Source organism: Psychrobacter sp. JCM 18902, assembly GCF_904846615.1.
Lineage (GTDB): Bacteria > Pseudomonadota > Gammaproteobacteria > Pseudomonadales > Moraxellaceae > Psychrobacter.
In genome coordinates this window covers 1-17,240 of record NZ_CAJHBK010000003.1, presented here as the reverse complement: position 1 = coordinate 17,240, position 17,240 = coordinate 1, and the positions used below count along the sequence as shown (strand labels likewise).

At 42.9% G+C, this 17,240-nt stretch carries 12 protein-coding genes and 1 pseudogene; 4 read left to right on the top strand and 9 right to left on the bottom strand.

Going from position 1 to position 17,240, the window contains the following annotated elements; all coding sequences use genetic code 11:
- Window positions 1-316: 316 nt before the first annotated feature.
- The 9 genes from rpsB to JMY05_RS13650 form a co-directional block, all read right to left on the bottom strand.
- Entirely contained in the window at window positions 317-1,114 is a 798-nt protein-coding gene (gene rpsB, locus JMY05_RS13690; RefSeq protein ID WP_045443642.1) for a 30S ribosomal protein S2, read from the bottom strand.
- Window positions 1,115-1,475: 361 nt separating this feature from the next.
- Window positions 1,476-1,925 (bottom strand): chemotaxis protein CheX, encoded by a 450-nt coding sequence (locus JMY05_RS13685; protein ID WP_045443639.1) that lies wholly within the window; start codon window positions 1,923-1,925, stop codon window positions 1,476-1,478.
- Window positions 1,926-1,966: 41 nt separating this feature from the next.
- Window positions 1,967-2,416, bottom strand: coding sequence for a chemotaxis protein CheX (locus JMY05_RS13680; RefSeq protein WP_045443636.1), 450 nt, complete (start codon window positions 2,414-2,416; stop codon window positions 1,967-1,969).
- 29 nt (window positions 2,417-2,445) lie between these two features.
- Entirely contained in the window at window positions 2,446-2,808 is a 363-nt protein-coding gene (locus JMY05_RS13675) for a response regulator (protein ID WP_045443633.1), read from the bottom strand.
- 62 nt (window positions 2,809-2,870) lie between these two features.
- On the bottom strand, window positions 2,871-5,081 hold the full coding sequence (locus tag JMY05_RS13670; protein WP_201615430.1) for an ATP-binding protein: 2,211 nt from the start codon (window positions 5,079-5,081) through the stop codon (window positions 2,871-2,873).
- Window positions 5,082-5,093: 12 nt separating this feature from the next.
- Entirely contained in the window at window positions 5,094-5,978 is an 885-nt protein-coding gene (locus JMY05_RS13665; RefSeq protein ID WP_045443631.1) for a transporter substrate-binding domain-containing protein, read from the bottom strand.
- Between the two features lie 368 nt (window positions 5,979-6,346).
- Window positions 6,347-7,606, bottom strand: coding sequence for a multidrug effflux MFS transporter (locus tag JMY05_RS13660; protein WP_045443628.1), 1,260 nt, complete (start codon window positions 7,604-7,606; stop codon window positions 6,347-6,349).
- 317 nt (window positions 7,607-7,923) lie between these two features.
- On the bottom strand, window positions 7,924-8,736 hold the full coding sequence (locus JMY05_RS13655) for a crotonase/enoyl-CoA hydratase family protein (RefSeq protein ID WP_201615429.1): 813 nt from the start codon (window positions 8,734-8,736) through the stop codon (window positions 7,924-7,926).
- Window positions 8,737-8,897: 161 nt separating this feature from the next.
- The gene (locus JMY05_RS13650; protein ID WP_201615428.1) at window positions 8,898-12,446 is read right to left on the bottom strand and encodes an ATP-binding protein; all 3,549 of its coding nucleotides are present in this window, start codon (window positions 12,444-12,446) and stop codon (window positions 8,898-8,900) included.
- A 478-nt stretch (window positions 12,447-12,924) separates the two neighbouring features.
- Here JMY05_RS13650 and cysM point away from each other — a divergent pair, with 478 nt between their 5' ends.
- From cysM to JMY05_RS13630, 4 genes and pseudogenes are all read left to right on the top strand, one after another.
- The gene (gene cysM, locus JMY05_RS13645) at window positions 12,925-13,893 is read left to right on the top strand and encodes a cysteine synthase CysM (protein ID WP_413786593.1); all 969 of its coding nucleotides are present in this window, start codon (window positions 12,925-12,927) and stop codon (window positions 13,891-13,893) included.
- A gap of 66 nt (window positions 13,894-13,959) precedes the next feature.
- Entirely contained in the window at window positions 13,960-14,784 is an 825-nt protein-coding gene (locus JMY05_RS13640; protein WP_045443622.1) for a 3'-5' exonuclease, read from the top strand.
- Window positions 14,785-14,872: 88 nt separating this feature from the next.
- Window positions 14,873-16,414 (top strand): 23S rRNA (uracil(1939)-C(5))-methyltransferase RlmD, encoded by a 1,542-nt coding sequence (rlmD, locus tag JMY05_RS13635; RefSeq protein WP_201615427.1) that lies wholly within the window; start codon window positions 14,873-14,875, stop codon window positions 16,412-16,414.
- 383 nt (window positions 16,415-16,797) lie between these two features.
- Window positions 16,798-17,240 (top strand): annotated as a pseudogene (locus JMY05_RS13630) (bifunctional (p)ppGpp synthetase/guanosine-3',5'-bis(diphosphate) 3'-pyrophosphohydrolase); the annotation flags it as partial.

Below are 17,240 nucleotides of genomic sequence, written 5' to 3'. Positions count from 1 at the left end.
CTTAATTTCTATGAGATATATCTTTACTATCTATTGGTACTATATCGCTCTTATAGTAACGGAAGCACTCATGGTTGATCGTGATAACAGACATCATTGTAATGACAGATATTGTGCATCACGAGGGCATATATAAGCGATAATACTCGCTTATTAACGAGTGTTCCATCAACAATAAGGCATGACGAGTAAAACTACATCATGCCTATTGTGAGCTTATACGTGTGAGCTTATACGCTGTTAATAACGTTATATGGATGCAGATAGTGTGACTATCAAGCTATCCTTACAAAGTTAAACCTTTGGGGTCAGCCAATTATTCTGCTGGAGTCGCTGCTTCTTCTGCTTTGGCTTCAACTGGTGCTTCTTCAGTAGCAGGTGCTTCTTGCTCAGCTTTGCCGCCCGCTTGAGTCTGTGCGTATTCTTTACCAGCGATAATCGCATCAGCCATAGAAGTCACATACAAGGTCACAGCACGGATAGCATCATCGTTTGCTGGGATGATGTAATCAACGTTATCTGGGCTAGAGTTAGTATCAACGATACCGATAACTGGGATACCTAGATTTTTAGCTTCTTTGATAGCAATCGCTTCATGATCTACGTCTACAACGAAGATTGCGTCAGGTAGGCCGCCCATATCTTTAATACCGCCTAGTGAACGCTCAAGTTTTTCCATATCGCGAGTACGCTCTAACGCTTCACGCTTAGTAAGCTTGGCGAAAGTACCGTCTTCTGCTTGTTTTTCTAGCTCTTTTAGACGGTTGATTGACTGGCGAAGTGTTTTCCAGTTAGTCAACATACCACCTAACCAGCGATGGTCAACGTATGGCATGCCAGCGCGTGCTGCTTGCTCAGCGATGATACCGCTTGCTGCGCGTTTAGTACCAACAAACAATACTTTGTTTTTCTTAGCAGCTAAGCCGTTAACGTAAGTCAATGCTTCGTTAAACGCTTTTACTGTGTGCTCAAGGTTGATGATATGAATCTTATTACGAGCACCAAAAATGTATGGTCCCATTTTTGGATTCCAAAAACGTGTTTGGTGACCAAAGTGAGCGCCGGCTTGTAGTAAGTCGCGCATTTCGATTTTGGTTGGATTCTTTGTAGACATGTGAAATTCCTATTGGTTGGGTTATGCCTCCACATCACAAAAACTGCCTATCTAGCGACACGCATCTGCTAACGGTTAATGCTTATTGTGGCAGCACTAACTTTTTGCAAATTAATCAAGTCGCCAAACACCCAGCAATTTTTTGCCATGATGTGTGTGTCATTGGTTGATGGGTTGGTTTAAAAAATTGAGCTATCATTTGAACGTAAAAATACGATGTGATAAAAAATAGCTGGGCTATATTTTATCATATAATGCTTAGCGACTGCTAGCGCTATTATGCTGTTTAAGTGGATGATAACGCATAAAAAAACGACGCATTAACGTCGTTCTTTATACTGAATAAATGAGCAGCTGTAGATTAAGCGATACAGATACCAATGACCGCTTTATACCCACGCCACGTAAATGGCGTGACGTAACTTTGGCGATCTTTTGGCAAATAAGACACGCTTGGTGCGCTCTCAACAATATGCGGCGGCGAGATAATAAACTCTGAGCCAAACTCAGTACGAGCATTTCCAGAGATAGTGTTGGCCATCTCACCGAGCAGATCTTTCATCATCGTGATCGATGAGTCAGGCTCGCCCATCACTTTTATGACCTCTCGTAACATCACGCTTGGTGCACTCACATATACACAGCCTTCCAGAGGCCCTGATATCTCGATAACGCCGCTATAATCATAACCAACAGCACTCTTGTTATGATTTAAATAAGGGGTATCAATGGACACTTCCGAGCCATCAATTTGTGCAAAAAATGCATTGATTGAGCTCAGAAACACACCCAATTTTTCTACTTTAACCATAATATATTAATATCCATCTTTATGACGCGGTGGCAGCAACGTTAATCCTGCAAACAGACCACAATCTCGCCTATCTGCGAGTTCCAAGTGATGGGAATGATAAAAGAACGCTCATCATTCGGCAACACAATACTTTGTGGAGAGCCTTTAAATACAAACGGCACAGAAATATGGAACTCTGAGCCAAACTCTTTACGCGCGTTACCAGCGATTGTATTGGCCACTTCACCAGCCAAATCGATGTAGTTTTCATCGCTTTTATCCGTTTCACCCATGCTATCTAGTATAGCGGACAATAACTGACGGGTTGCCGAAAAATACACCACGCCTTTTTGTCCACCCGATATACCGATCACACCCGTATAATCATGGACTTTTGGCTGTTTATTCTCTAACAGATATGGGGTGTCAGCGACAAGCTCCTCGCCCCCAAACTGATTAAAATAGTTACTAATAATACTTAAAAAAATCTGTAGCTTTTGTTCTTTCATAATGACATCTACTTAAGTCGTTGAATGGTTTAGTCTTGCATTAGCTCATACAAAGACTCTACAAGCTCTTCTTCTGAAAAAGGCTTGCACAAAAATCCGCTGGCACCCAACGACAATGCTTCAATGCCAGTGGCTTTATCAGACAGTGCTGACACCACTAAAATTCGTACCTCAGGGTCAATCGCAATGATTTTCTCAATGCATTCAAGCCCGTCCATTTGTGGCATGGTCAAGTCCATGGTGATTACATCAGGACGATGGACATTGAACTTTTCAATGGCTTGTACACCACTGGTTGCCGTCGCAACCAGCATAAACTGCCCTGAATCGTACGCGCGTTGAATACGATTTCTAATAATATTTGAATCATCAACAATCATTAACTTATGCATAACTGATCTATTACCTTTAATGAAGTGCTTGTCATCCTTGACAATATACCTGCTGTTTCTAATTAAGCTTTTGGTAAAGTAATAACAAACCGTGTCATCTGACCAAATTCGCTGTTTACGTTAAGCTTGCCATCATAATCTTTTACTTTTGCTTTAATGATATCGAGACCGACACCGCGTCCGCCATCTTCATCTGCGTGTTCTTTGGTAGAGAAACCCGAAGAAAACAGTTGTTTGAGCAGCTCGCTTTGACTGAGCTGACTGGCTTCTTCTGTACTAAAACGACCATCACTGCTTAACTTGGCACGAATGCTATCATAATCAATACCTTGACCATCATCTTGCACCATCAGCATGAAATCTGAGCCGTTGTCTTTTATTTCTAAATCAATCGTCCCAACCGCAGTCTTACCAATCGAATGACGAACACTTGGCGCTTCAATGCCATGCACCACGGCATTACGTAGTAGTTGAATGCTAATCTCTTTAATCGGCTTTACTAGATGTGCTGGTATGTCCGCTTGCATCAGCGTATTACTCTTTAGCTCTACTTGCTTGCCTTGTCTTGCGGCAATATCTTTTGCAAATGCTTTATAAAAAGACAGATGATCATCAGTCGCGTCATTATCTAGGTCAATATCCTGACCGATATCAGTATCTATGATACTGGTTGAAGGATTTGATGTCTGACTGTCAGTCACCACCGTTTTTGACATACCGTTTTGAGCAATATTGTCATCTAACCCATTTGCAGTTGGTGCAGTCGCTGGTGCTGAACGGTTAATACGCTCGCCCAAGGTCGCGATGGTATTTGATAGGCTTAATAAGTCATCCAAATGTACGGCCAATGGCAAGAAATCGTTACCAGATAATTGACCTTGGTTTTGCAATGCGTGCAGTTTGTCTTCCGCATCTGAGGCAATCTTGGTAAAGCTATGCAGTTTTAGCGCAGAAGCTTCACCTTTTAAGCTATGCATTTCGCGGTAAATGGCTTTTAGTTTGCCCTCAAGCTCGTATTGTGAGCTACCAGGATTTTTCAAGATATTGTTCATCTTCTCAATGTGCATCTGCGTATTATCAATAAACTCATTAATAATCTTTGGATTTACATTTAGAATAGTGGTGAGCATTTCAATCTGCATATCATTTTGCGAACGCTCTTTTTCTAGACGCTGCTCTAAATATACGGCATCTGATACATCGTTGACGTTGACCAAAATACGGGCAATGTCTTTGTTGTCATAAACACGTGAGAACTTGAAGTCTAAGAAGCGATTATTCTGTGCTTTATCACCAGCGTTGTTGTGTAGCATGACTTTGTGCAGTGGATTGAGAGAATCTACCAATTTTTCTTTAACGCGTGGATTGTAAAGCTGCTCAATAAATTGCTGTGTGGTTTTCAGATCTTTATCAGAAATACGCCCACGTAAAACGTTGGTAAAGTTCTCTCCTGACAATCTGTCCTCACCGATAATATCATTCAGTGCACGAGAATGCTGCTGACCAATATTCAAGTCTTTATCAAGTAAGAATAGACCCGTATTTACCGTTTCCATAATCTCTTGCGTCTCGCGACGAGCAGCGAACGCTTCAGCATCGGTTTCACGTAAACGACGTACAAAGAAGAATACAAAGATTAGAAAGTAGGTAAAGATGGCGGCAACACCAAGTACCTGAATAAGACGAATGGTCGTCGCTTGGCGTTCGGCACTATTGAAAACATCTTTGGTCAAATTGTCTAACGAATCGTTAATCAATAGACTTGACGTCTTGGCTTGTTCAACGGCTTGGGTCAGATCATCTTCAGAGGAAACCATAATATTATCAGCATCTTTGAGATATGCTTGAATCTTAGGCTCTAACGCTTTCCACTGCTCATTAGCCGCGGTAATGTTTACTTGTGCGTTACTGTCAATCTTTGGCAGATCATAAGTTTTGCCATCAACGTCAGTGATCGTTGCACCTTGCTCAATAGCAGCAATAGAGCTGGTAATCAACGCCGTATTTTCCTCCAAACGCTCCAAAACGCGCTGAATATGCGGAGAGTTCGTATCTTCGCCATAGCTATTATCTAAGTCAAATAAATCTTTAATTACCGCCTGCGCGCTATTAGCGACTTGGTTGGTTTGGTCAATTAAAGCGGTATTTCTTTCTAATAAGTTTGAGGTATAGAACGTAAAGGCTAACAAAGCACCGATGAGCGATAAAAATAGTGCAATTGAAATGATCAGACCTTGATAGCGCTTATTGTCAACATTGGGAGTGGTTGCCATCTTCAGAATTCCTTAGTTCAATTGCGTAGTATTAGTATCAGAATTGCTCTTATCAGCAGATGCAGGTACAGCCTCACCTAACCAGCGCTCTTCAATTTCTTTAAATGTCCCTTTTTCTTTCAGTTTAGCAATACCCTCATTAACCGTATTAATCAACTGAGTATTTTCTTTTGCCATTAATACGACTTGTTGCGCTGAAGGTGCGTCTGCCGCTTCATAAGGTACAATCTTCACTTTATGTTCTGGATAACCTTTTATAATGTACTGCAGCACTGGCATGTCATATAAGAAAACATCAGTCTTACCTTGCACTAAATCCTGATAAGCCAAAAATGCAGTAGATCTTGAAACCAACTCAACCGAGCTACCCATCTGTTTTAGAGTATCTTCTTCTTTAGAACCTGCCAACGTACCAGTTTTTAGACCCTTTATATCGTTTAAGCCTTTGATATCAAACTTACCTTCCAAGTACATGATGGTAGCTGGGTTAAAAAAGTAAGGCGTTGATAGACCATATCTTACCGCACGATCATCTTTATAAGAGATACCAGAAATAGCTAAATCACGTTTTCCTGACTCCACACTATCGAACATATCTTGCCAAGTTTCTTTATAAAACTCGACTTTAAAGCCTTGCTCCTCGCCGATAGCTCTAATGGAATCAACGTCCGTGCCCTGCATATTGCCATAGTCATCTTGAAACGAGAAAGGGGGTAAATCACCCGTCATAGCGACCTTTAATGTTGGTGCCGTATCAGGCAAATTACTAACAAAATTATCTTTATTTTCTGTTACTGGCGTACCAGTCGAATTGGCATTTTCTTGAGTGGAAGAGTTACCGCAGCCAAACAGGCCAACACTCAATACAATTGGTAACACTCGATATAACTGCATCATAATTTACCCTTAAAGCTTCACGTGGTTGTACATATTAATTAATGACAATCTAGCAAGGTTAGGTAATATCTTCACAATACTTACTTACAGAAAGTTACGTTTGATAATACTTGCCTAACTTTATGATTGCAATAATTATGTTTAGTTATTACGTACAATTTGTTATATATGGCAAATAAAGGATATTAAGGTCGTACATAAGTCTACCTTTACGACTGAAAACTTGTAATATGGTCTTGTTTTATGAGCAATTTTAGGCAAAAAATAAAATAAAAAGTACAAAAAAAGCATCCCTACATAATCAATGTAAGAATGCCTTTTAAGAACGCCTTTTAAGATTCTAGTGTAAAAACTATAAAGTCTCTGGCTTACTCCGCATCGTCCAAATTTAAATTACGATCTATCTGCCAAATTAAAAAACAGCCAAGACTCATTAAAGCGAACATCGCAATACCAATTTTGAGTACGGGATTAACTGGAAATAGGTTTAATAATAATCCACCAAAGATACCGACTGAAAACATGAGCGAGCCTTGTAGCGCACTTGCCATGCCCGCTCGGCGTTTTTGAAAGGCCAGCGCAATAGCAGAAGCATTTGGCTGAGTAAGACCTAAGCCTGCGATACAGAAGAAAATACAAGCCAGCACCAGTGGAAGCCAAGCATCAGTACCCAAAAATAGACCTATTATGAATAGCACGCCTGCAGAAATAACCTGCATCATCGCACCAAAGCGCAAAATACTCAAAATACGAAAGCGATTGGTAAGCCACTGATTCAGCTGAGTCAAACCCACAAAACCAGCAGCATTCATCCCAAATAGCCAAGCGAAGTGGGTTGCGGATACCCCATAGGTATCCATAATCAGCTCAGAGGCTGAACTGATATAAACAAACATCGCCCCCATCAGCAGGCCGCCACCAATCGCTGGATAATTGAACGTCGGGTCTTTTAATAAGTCCCAGTATTGACTCAGTACTTCTCTTGCAGGACGTACATTACGATTTTCTTCCGTCAACGTTTCAAAGAAGAAAAACTTTGTGAGTAATAAATTCAACGTGCCAAAAGCAGCCAAAAACCAAAAAATAGAGTGCCAGCTAAAAAACTGTAGAAATAGCGCACCAAGCGATGGGGCTAATATCGGCGCTAAACCCATCACCAAAATCATAATAGAAAAGGCTTTTGCGGTTTGCTTAGCAGTCAATCGATCGCGAATCGCGGCACGAGTGACCACCGCGCCAACACACGCACCAAGCGCTTGCATCGTCCGCCCAACAAACAATACATACTCGTTATTAGTAGTCGCACAAACAATGGAGGCGATGACATATAGCGTCATACCGATATATAAAGGCTTAACACGACCAACACGATCACTAAATGGTCCATAAAATAACTGGCCAAATACCAAGCCTAAAAAATAGGCAGGAACAGAATTGGCCATAAAGGCTGTGGATACGCCAAAGTCATCTGCCATCGATGGTAATGCAGGCAGATACATATCAATAGACAATGGCCCCACTGCCACAATAAGTCCAAGCATCATAATCCATGCAACAGGCAAATCAGCAGAGCGTACGCGCTCAGAAGCAACGGGTCGATTGGGTAGAGAGGATTTTGGAGCAGACATATTCAGACCATTTTATATAGAGTGTATTGAATCGTTATAAAGGTTCAATACACTCTAGTGATTGTTATTGTAGTATTCAGGCTTCCATTGTCTTTAATATTTAGTCTTTACTCAATACTGAAAACAAGGGTCATTGCCACCATTAGTGCACATTTGCATACAGCGGCGCAAGTGGACAGTGTTATATCGTACTATCCGCTCACATTTCAATAGAGGTATGACGTGAATAAAACAAACAATAACAACTAAAAACAATCACAATAATTTGTCAAAACAGGTCTGAGCGTCAGCATAGCGGCATAATTAGTAAAAGATATTTAGCGGAACTGGCGCTTACCAAATGCCGTACTGGCTTGCTTGGCTTTTCTTAACGCAAGCTTGCGATTACGACCGAGCATCATTTTAAGCTGCCATACTTTTTCTTTATATAAAGTAGTGGCTGGCTGCTGGAACATAGCGTTGACCACTCGCTTACTCGCCAACACCGCATCAGGAGAGCGCTCTGCAAATTCAGCAGCGAGCTTTTGCGCCTGCTCAAGTGGCGCTTCACTGCAATGGCTGACAAGACCCAATGCTTTGCCCTCACTGGCAATCACGATACGCGCACTCATGGCAAGCTCTTTTAGCACATCTTCACGTACCACGCCAAACGCCGATTGCGTCAAACCCATGTCAGGTACCAGCCCCCACTTAGCTTCCATAATAGACAGTTTGCAATCTGGATGACTGATACGCACATCGCAAGCCAGCGCTAGCTGAAGACCTGCACCAATACAATAGCCTTCTAGTACGGCAATGACCGGTACAGGCACATCGCGCCATACCAGACAAACACGCTGGAATGAACTCTGCCATGGCTTTATCAGCTCCCAAACGGCGAACGCTTGATTTTTTGGATGATTCAAATCACCCAAGTCGATGCCTGCACAAAACGTGCCTTCAGCACCATTTAGAATCACCGCACGTATCGTTTTGTCTTTACCAATGCGTTCTGCGACAGCTATCAATTCTTTCACCACTTTAAAGCTCATGGCATTTTTTTTGTGTGGGCGATTCAAGGTTACCGTGAGTATATTGTCGGTCATACTAACTTGTAAGGTTTCATATTGGTAAGTAGCAATCGCGTTCATAACAATCCTTATTCATGAATAAAATAGAAATGGCATCTAAATATGATGCCGATACGTCTAAAGCTGATGACAACAATATTAACAGCCTTGTTACGACGCTACCTCATCAATAACTGACTGCAACGATTCGATTCACCGTTAATGTCATAAAACCATCACTTCTAAATCATTTTCCACGTCATATCATTTTCACTCAAACGATGATAATTGAGCTGAGGATAGGCTGACAAATCCAGCGCCTGCAAGTTATTTAACGCTGTTATTAATGCGGCATAATATGGCTCAAGCATGGCAAACTGCGCAGGTGTAGTATGTTGAACATTCAGCAAGCATTTATCTTCTAGGTCTTGACTGGCCTGACGTAATTGCGGCACACCAGTATAACGACTGCCGCCTAAGATGCGATGGGCAATTTGCGCTAGCATACTGCGATCACGGGTATCCCACGCTTGCGTTAGCGCTTGCTTTTCATCATTAATAGTATCAAGCATCATAATGATAAGCTTGGCTGCCAAGTCGGGCTTATTCGCTGAGCGGGTCAACGCGTCTTGCCAATCTAAAATAGCAAACCCATCACCTTCGTTAGCCTCCAAAGAGTGATGGCTTAAATGGTGGTGACTGCTGTCCCAACCCTTCGTTTCTTGCGCATATGTGTGGGAATCTGTAGGCGTTGCCACTCCATCGTGAGCACTATTTATCGGTGTTTCCGATGGCTTTAATAGTGGCGACTGTCCTTGTTTATGTAAGCGCAAGTTCTCATAGCGTGGCTGGGTGTCACGCGGTGTTTCGCGTCTATAGTCCTCGCGTGGTTGGCTGTCTCGCAAGTAGTTATCACGAATTTTCTTCAATGATAAAGGACGCGTTATTTTTGGCTGATTGATTGTATTAGAACCGCTATGACGGTTATTTTCATCACCTTTCACCATAGGATAAGCAATGGTTGTAGAGTCTGATGGCCACGTTGAATACGTTTCAGCCTCCCTATTCTGTAAATCAGTAGAGTGTGAGTTATCTTTTGACAAATCGATAACCTGCACATCAGTATTGTGCACATCCGTACTGTGCAGATTGGTATCAGGCAACGCTGTTAACTGCGGCATTGTCGTTGTACGTCCAAGCCATTTTTGCAGCACTTGTAATAACTGAGGCTGGCTAATGGGTTTACCTACATAGTCATTAATGCCACTAGCGATCAGTTTGTCTCGCTCATCAGCCAAACCATGGGCAGTCAACGCAATAATCGGGATACGGCTATCATCATTTTCAATATTGCGAATTTGTCTTGCGGCTTCATGCCCTGACATACGCGGCATTTGGATGTCCATAAATATTAGATCAATATGACCTTTATCCTGAATAGCGACTTTATCGTCGGTATTCACCTCTTCATAAAGCGTACTATTTGATTTCTTGTTTACCTCATCGCGCGTTTCAGCTTTAGAGATTTGCGTTTTATTCGACAGACTTTGCTTATCACTTTTCGCGGTTTTAATATTTTTGGTTTGTTGTTTACTGATAATTTCTATGGCGTCAAAACCACTACTCGCTGTGATGACCTGAATACCAAGCTCACTGAGCAATGCATCCAGCACCAACAAATTGGGCAGATGATCGTCGACTGCCAGAACCGTCACCCCTGTCCAGCGCGGTTCTTGCACGCTTTTTTTGGTACTGCGGTTTTGGGTGTCGAGCATGGCATAAAGCTGTCTTTTGTCTAAAGGCTCATACAAAATATTGGCATGATAACGATTTAATAATGCTTGATCGGCAGCAACTTGATAGCCAAATACCGCAAGCTTACCTTGATAATGCAGACGAATTTGTTTGAGTAATGCCATCATATCGTCTTGGGTATCATCATCGACGATGACCCAATCCCAATAATTACCATGCTCTTTTAATGACTCAAGTACGCCCGGTAAGGAGTTGGCTTGGGTCAATTTAATCGGCAAATATTGCAAGCTGGCTTTGAGCACTTGGATAGAGGCGGTATGATTGATCCATACCAATACATTAAACTCATCGGTCTCACTCGCCAATGGAGCCAAGACCGGTAGCTCAATCGTCTGTCCTGTAGCCGCTTCCAATACATCGACATGTGCTGGCATCCGAAACCAAAACGTTGCGCCCTGATTGGCAATATTCTCTTGAGCATTATCATGAAAGCCAATATCACCGCCCATCAGCCGCGTTAATTGCTTGGAGATAACGAGCCCCAACCCTGTGCCGCCATACTGACGAGTGATTGAAGGGTCGCCTTGGCTAAAGCTTTGGAACAGCATCTTTTGATCGGCTAAAGAGATGCCCTTACCGCTGTCTTGCACACTGATCATGAGATAATTATCACGATGGTCATCTAAGCTGACGCGCACCACCACGTCGCCACTATCGGTAAATTTAATCGCATTGCCGACGATATTGGTCAATACTTGCTTGAGGCGCAGGGCATCGCCATTAATACGCATCGGCACATCATTATAAAACAGCACCGCCATGCGCAGACCTTTTTCTGCGGATACAGGTGAAAGCATATCGACCACGTCATAAATGGTGTCATAAAGGTCAAACTCATGACGGTCAAGTACCAGCTTGCCCGCTTCAATCTTAGAGAAATCCAAAACATCGTTAACCAAGGCAAGCAAGTGTGCTGATGACTTACGTATGGTTTGCACGTATAAATCTTGTTCAGGATTTAGTTCGCCATGCCTTGCCAGCAAATTGATAAAGCCATCGATACTGTTTAATGGCGTGCGCAGCTCGTGGCTAATATTGGCCAAAAATGCCGATTTTGCTTGGCTGGTTGAAATTGCCGCATCACGTGCATTACGAATAGAGATGTTTTGCATTTCCATCTCATCAAACGCAAGGCGCAAATCATCCTCGGTTTGCTCGGCATGGTCTTTTAATTCCTGAAAGCTTCTATGCAGGCGGCGCAAAGTTTTGACCAAGTCTTGCTGCAATAAGTTCAGCTCACCATCTGACTCAACGGGAATAGGCTGATACAGATTGTCGACATGGGTACGCTGCAACTGCAAACGTAGCTCATAAATTGGTGCTATCCAGCGCTTTGAATAAATATTTAAACTCAGCAATAAAATCAAAATAGTGAACAAGCCGGTAATCACTAACGCCATGGCGATACGGTAGCGGGCGATGTAGAGTGGTTCATTGTCCATATCGACGAGTAGCCACAGTTTTTGTCCTTCAAACTCCCCTAACACACTGCCATAAGCGGTTCCAATAGGCGTTGGTTGCTGCGATAAAAAATTCTTTTTTGTGTCTATTGCAGGCCATGCTTCGTTCAGTGCATAACCGACTGCGGCGAGTACTTGATTGCTTTCATTGATGATCGCAATACGCTGTACATGTTGCTCGGACTGCATACGACCCAGCTTATCTTGTATTTCCTCAAGCTTCGTGATGGTCGTTTGAGTGGCATCATTTGCTCTGACTTCGCCATCCGCATTGGGTTCGCCGTCTGCTTGCTGGCGCTCTTGCGCTAACAGCTCAGGGATTAGCTCTGCAATCGCTGGGGTATAACGAATCAGCACCGCCTCCGCCAATACTTCTTGTTCGGAATTGCTGGCACGCATGGTCTCATAAAAGACCAAAATACCGCCCACCGCTGCCAAGATGCAAATGGGTAGGAACACCAATATAATCAACTGGCCATACGCACTGCTAGTATCAAAACGTTTTTTGGATGCCATGCTAGCTTTACTCTCTACAGAAAATTGTACTATGAATCAATAGCGGCGGTAAGCAGTTTTAGCCAATGATAATTTTTTTAGGGGCTGTGCTCATTTTAAAAATGATAACTGCCTACCCATGATAAAATTTAATGGTTCTTGTTATTGCCGTACCTATATATTGCCATAACTATAACGCATTTCATCGATCATGGTGAGTGGCTATGACGCAAAGGCATTTTAACTGTCCAGCCCTTTTTAAACACCACTCATTTACCAAAATCTCTTGATGCCTTCAGCGTAGCCAAAAACAAAATGATATAATGACGCAACTTTTCATTTATTGCTATTTGGTTAAAGCGACAGAAATGTCATTAATGATCAAATCACTCACTTCACTCAATAGCAGCCGTATCAAGATATTTATTCAAAAATCAAAATGATAATTAAAAAATAAACGGTAATTAAAATCAATTTTAAAAATTTACAAGGATACTTTATGTCCGCAATGGCTATCTCCAACCCTAATTTCATTACTCAAGTCACCAAACTTGCTGATTGCGTCGGTCAGACGCCATTGGTTAAATTACAGCGCTTACCTAAGCAAGAGCAGCTGACCAATGGTGCTGCATTACTAGCCAAGCTTGAAGGTAACAATCCAGCGGGCTCTGTTAAAGATCGTCCTGCTTTTAATATGATTTATCAGGCAGAACAGCGCGGTGACATCAAAGCGGGCGACATGCTGATTGAAGCCACGAGTGGCAACACTGGTATCGCGTTAGCCATGGTCGCGGCGATGCGTGGCTATCCGATAACGCTACTGATGCCAACCAATTCAACTCAAGAGCGCAAAGATGCCATGATTGCGTATGGTGCGACGTTAATCGAGGTAGACGAAGGCATGGAAGCCGCACGCGATTTGGCACTGCAAATGCAAGCAAATGGCAAAGGCATCGTATTGGATCAGTTTAATAACCCTGATAACAGTCAAGCCCATTACCTGACCACAGGGCCTGAACTATGGGCGCAAACGGCAGGAAAAATCACTCATTTTATTAGCTCAATGGGCACCACTGGTACTATTACCGGTGTATCGCAATATCTCAAAGAACAAAATCCAGATATCAAAATTATCGGACTACAGCCTGATGAAGAAGCTTCGATTGCTGGTATTCGCCGCTGGCCTGCAGCTTACATGCCGGGTATCTTTAACGCAGATTTGGTTGATGAAATCATGGATGTGGATCAGCGTATCGCGGAAGTTTATATGCGCAAACTGGCGAAAACCGAAGGTATTTTCGCGGGCGTTTCATCAGGTGCTGCAGCATGGGCTGCCGTACAAGTCGCTAAAGAAAACCCTGATGCCGTCATCGCCTTTATTGTCTGTGATCGCGGCGATCGTTATTTGTCGACGGGTTTATACAATATTGATGACAACAGTATTGACGACAGCAATGTCGATCGATAACCGCACATAAATTAATTAACGCACAGATAACGCTGCTCAGTTTAGTTGGTTTAATCAGGATTTCTTATGTCACAAGCTCTACCATCCGACCCTATATTGGTCTTTGATATCGAAACTGTCGCTGATACCGATGCGGCGCGCCGTATCTATCCGCAATTGGCAGAGTTGAATGATGCAGATGCATTGAGCGCACTCACAGCGCTTCGAATACAAGAAGCTGGGCATGATTTTATGCGCTTGCCACTGCAGCGTGTCGTCTGTATCTCAGCGTTATATATCAAAGATGGCAAGTTTTCGTTGTTCTCATTGACCGCTGATAAATTCAGTGAAAAAGATATCCTTGCCAAATTTTTTCGGGCATTTAGTGACCTTGAAAAACTGCCTCAGCTTATTAGTTGGAATGGCTCAGGTTTTGATATTCCTGTACTGATATATCGGGCTATGCAATACGATTTATCAGCGCCATGGTTATTTGAAGAAGGCGAGCGCATCAAAAATATGCGCTTTGATAATTACGTCAATCGCTTCCACACGCGTCACCTTGATTTGATGGACAGGTTTAGCCAGTATGGTGCCAGCCGCCGCGAAGCCATGGATATTGTCGCAAGCTTATATGGTCTACCGGGTAAAACAGCTGTCGACGGTAGTATGGTTGGTGAGCTTGTCAGCACTAATGACTGGCAAACGCTGTCTATTTATTGCGAGTCTGATGTCATGAATACATGGCTAATCTATTTGCGCTGGTTGCGTTTAACTGGACAGTTATCCTCACAAGATTTTGACGCTTGGCAGCAGCAGAGCTATGACTATTTAGTAAAATATACCCAAGCGGATGGTCATGCTCGCCATCAAGACTTCATCGCTGATTGGTCATCTGCGCCCACATCATAACAAGTGAAGTTATATGAAGGCGCGTTATAAGACATCGCGTTTATCCTCATTTTTTTAGTTATTTATCATTTATTATTAAGGCAGGTTTATGCAACCCACCGATTCAAAAACGTCTACAACCTCTGATGTTACGCCACCAACGAGCGAGACCCAAACGATTACTATTCCGCCTAATAAGAAAAAATCTAAACCCTCATCAAAGACACGCCGCCGCCTAAAGGATGCAGAACCTCTGCCCTTCACCATTGATGGTTTGTCGCATGATGGTCGCGGCGTTGCCGTTTATGGCAATGGCTTTGGCGTAGATGACGGTCATATCGAGGAAAAACATGGCAAAAAAGTCTTTGTCAGCTTTGCCTTGCCGGGTGAAAGTGCCTTGGTCAAAATAACCAATAGCCGTGCCAGCTTTGAAGAAGGCGAGGCTGTCAGTATTACTGCCAACCCAAATTCTGAACGTGCCGTACCGCCCTGCCCACATTTTGGAGTGTGTGGTGGCTGTAATTTGCAACACTGGCAGCCAGACGGTCAAATCAACTTTAAGCAATCTGTATTGGCTGAAATGCTGATACACCAAGCCAGTGTCACGCCTGATAACTGGCTTGCTCCAGTGGTTGGTGATCGTCTTGGTTATCGTACCAAAGCACGATTGGGTGTGCGTTATGTCACCAAAAAAGAAACCGCGCTTGTCGGCTTTCGTGAGCGCTCAAGTAACTTTTTGGCAGAATTAAATGAGTGTCATATTTTAGATCCAAGAATTGGTTTTGAGATTGAAAACTTAAAAACACTGATTAGTACGCTAGAGAGCCGTAACAAGATTGCTCAGCTTGAGTTGGCCATGGGTGAGGAAATGCCTGAGCTGCCAGATGGCAATCAGCCCGTTGCCCTTATCGTACGCAACTTGGAGCCGTTATCAGACGCTGATATAGAAAAGCTAAAAGTGTTTTTTGCCGCACGCAACTGGCAGCTATATTTGCAGTCTAAAGGTGCGGATAGTATCCAGCGTATTGCATTGACTGAAGATGATGACATGAGCCAGCAATTTGGTCGTTTGTATTACCAATTGCCAGAATACGATTTGACTTTCGAGTTTATCCCGACAGATTTTACCCAAGTGAACCTGTCCGTTAATCGTCAAATGACCAAGCTTGCTTGCGATTTGTTAGACTTAAAAGCAGGTGAACGCGTACTTGATTTATTCAGTGGTCTAGGCAACTTTAGCTTGCCACTTGCGCGCCTCGTTGGTGAGACAGGTTCTGTGGTTGGTGTTGAAGGCAGCGAAGCGATGACCGCACGTGCAGCCGATAACGCACGTCGTAATGGCATCAATAATACAGAATTTTATAGCCAAGATTTGACGCAAGACTGTACTGATAAACCTTGGGCAAATCAGGGCTTTGATGCGCTATTGATCGACCCGCCGCGTTCTGGTGCTTGGGAAATTATGCAGTACTTGCCGAAATTTAACGCTGAGCGAATCGTTTATGTCTCTTGCAACCCTGCAACCCTCGCCCGTGATACAAAAGCATTATTAGAGCAAGGCTATCGTCTGACTCATGCTGGCGTAATGGACATGTTCTGTCATACCGGTCATGTTGAGTCCATCGCTCGTTTTGAAAAAGTAGCGGTGTAATTCAATTTACGGTTAAGTGAGCGGTTCAGAGCATTAAATAGCCATGCTAAAGGTCACTGAGCTTGATTCAAAATTTGAGTCAAGCGGTGGCAAAAAATGATAGTTATTTATGCTGATTAACCGCAGACATTACATAGCCTCGCTTGATTTGTCTCTTTAAAGTGAGATAATAGTAAACAATATTCCTAGGCTGGTTTTTTCCATTCTTGTGAACGTTTGCACTCATAGCTTTATATATTTTACGCGCATTTTATGACTGCTAAAAAACAGATTTTTTAGCAGTTATATTGGTTTATAGCTGACACTTTATGAATCGTAAGTTCAACGTGTGTGCATAGTAGATGAGGTTATAATCAATTCAAAATAGCTAAGAGGAGTCGGCTATGGTAAAAATTCGTGAAGGATTACCGCTGGTGGATGGACAGACCACCCAAGCCGATAGTGCAGCACTTGCCGCTCAACTGGTCGCGAGCCAACGCTCGCACCAGTCTGCCAATAGCTATGCCCAAATCCCCCTCGATATCAAATACCAGCTGTCCACTCATAAACTACACACCACTTTTGATCGCTCAGCACTACATGCTTTTCATAGTCATGATCCAAAGCTTGAAAACGAATATTCTGATAACCCGCTTTTAGATAAAAATAATGCTCTCTCAGATAAAGAGCTCGAAGCGATTGATTTAGATCAAGTCAATATTGATGTTCCTACTTGGTTAGACAATGTCGCCAAACGTATCGGACAAGAGTCTGTACCTCACTTGAGTGCTGCTTGTGAATTTATTCGCAGTCATATGAATACCAGCGAGTCTGAGCGTTCAGGCGC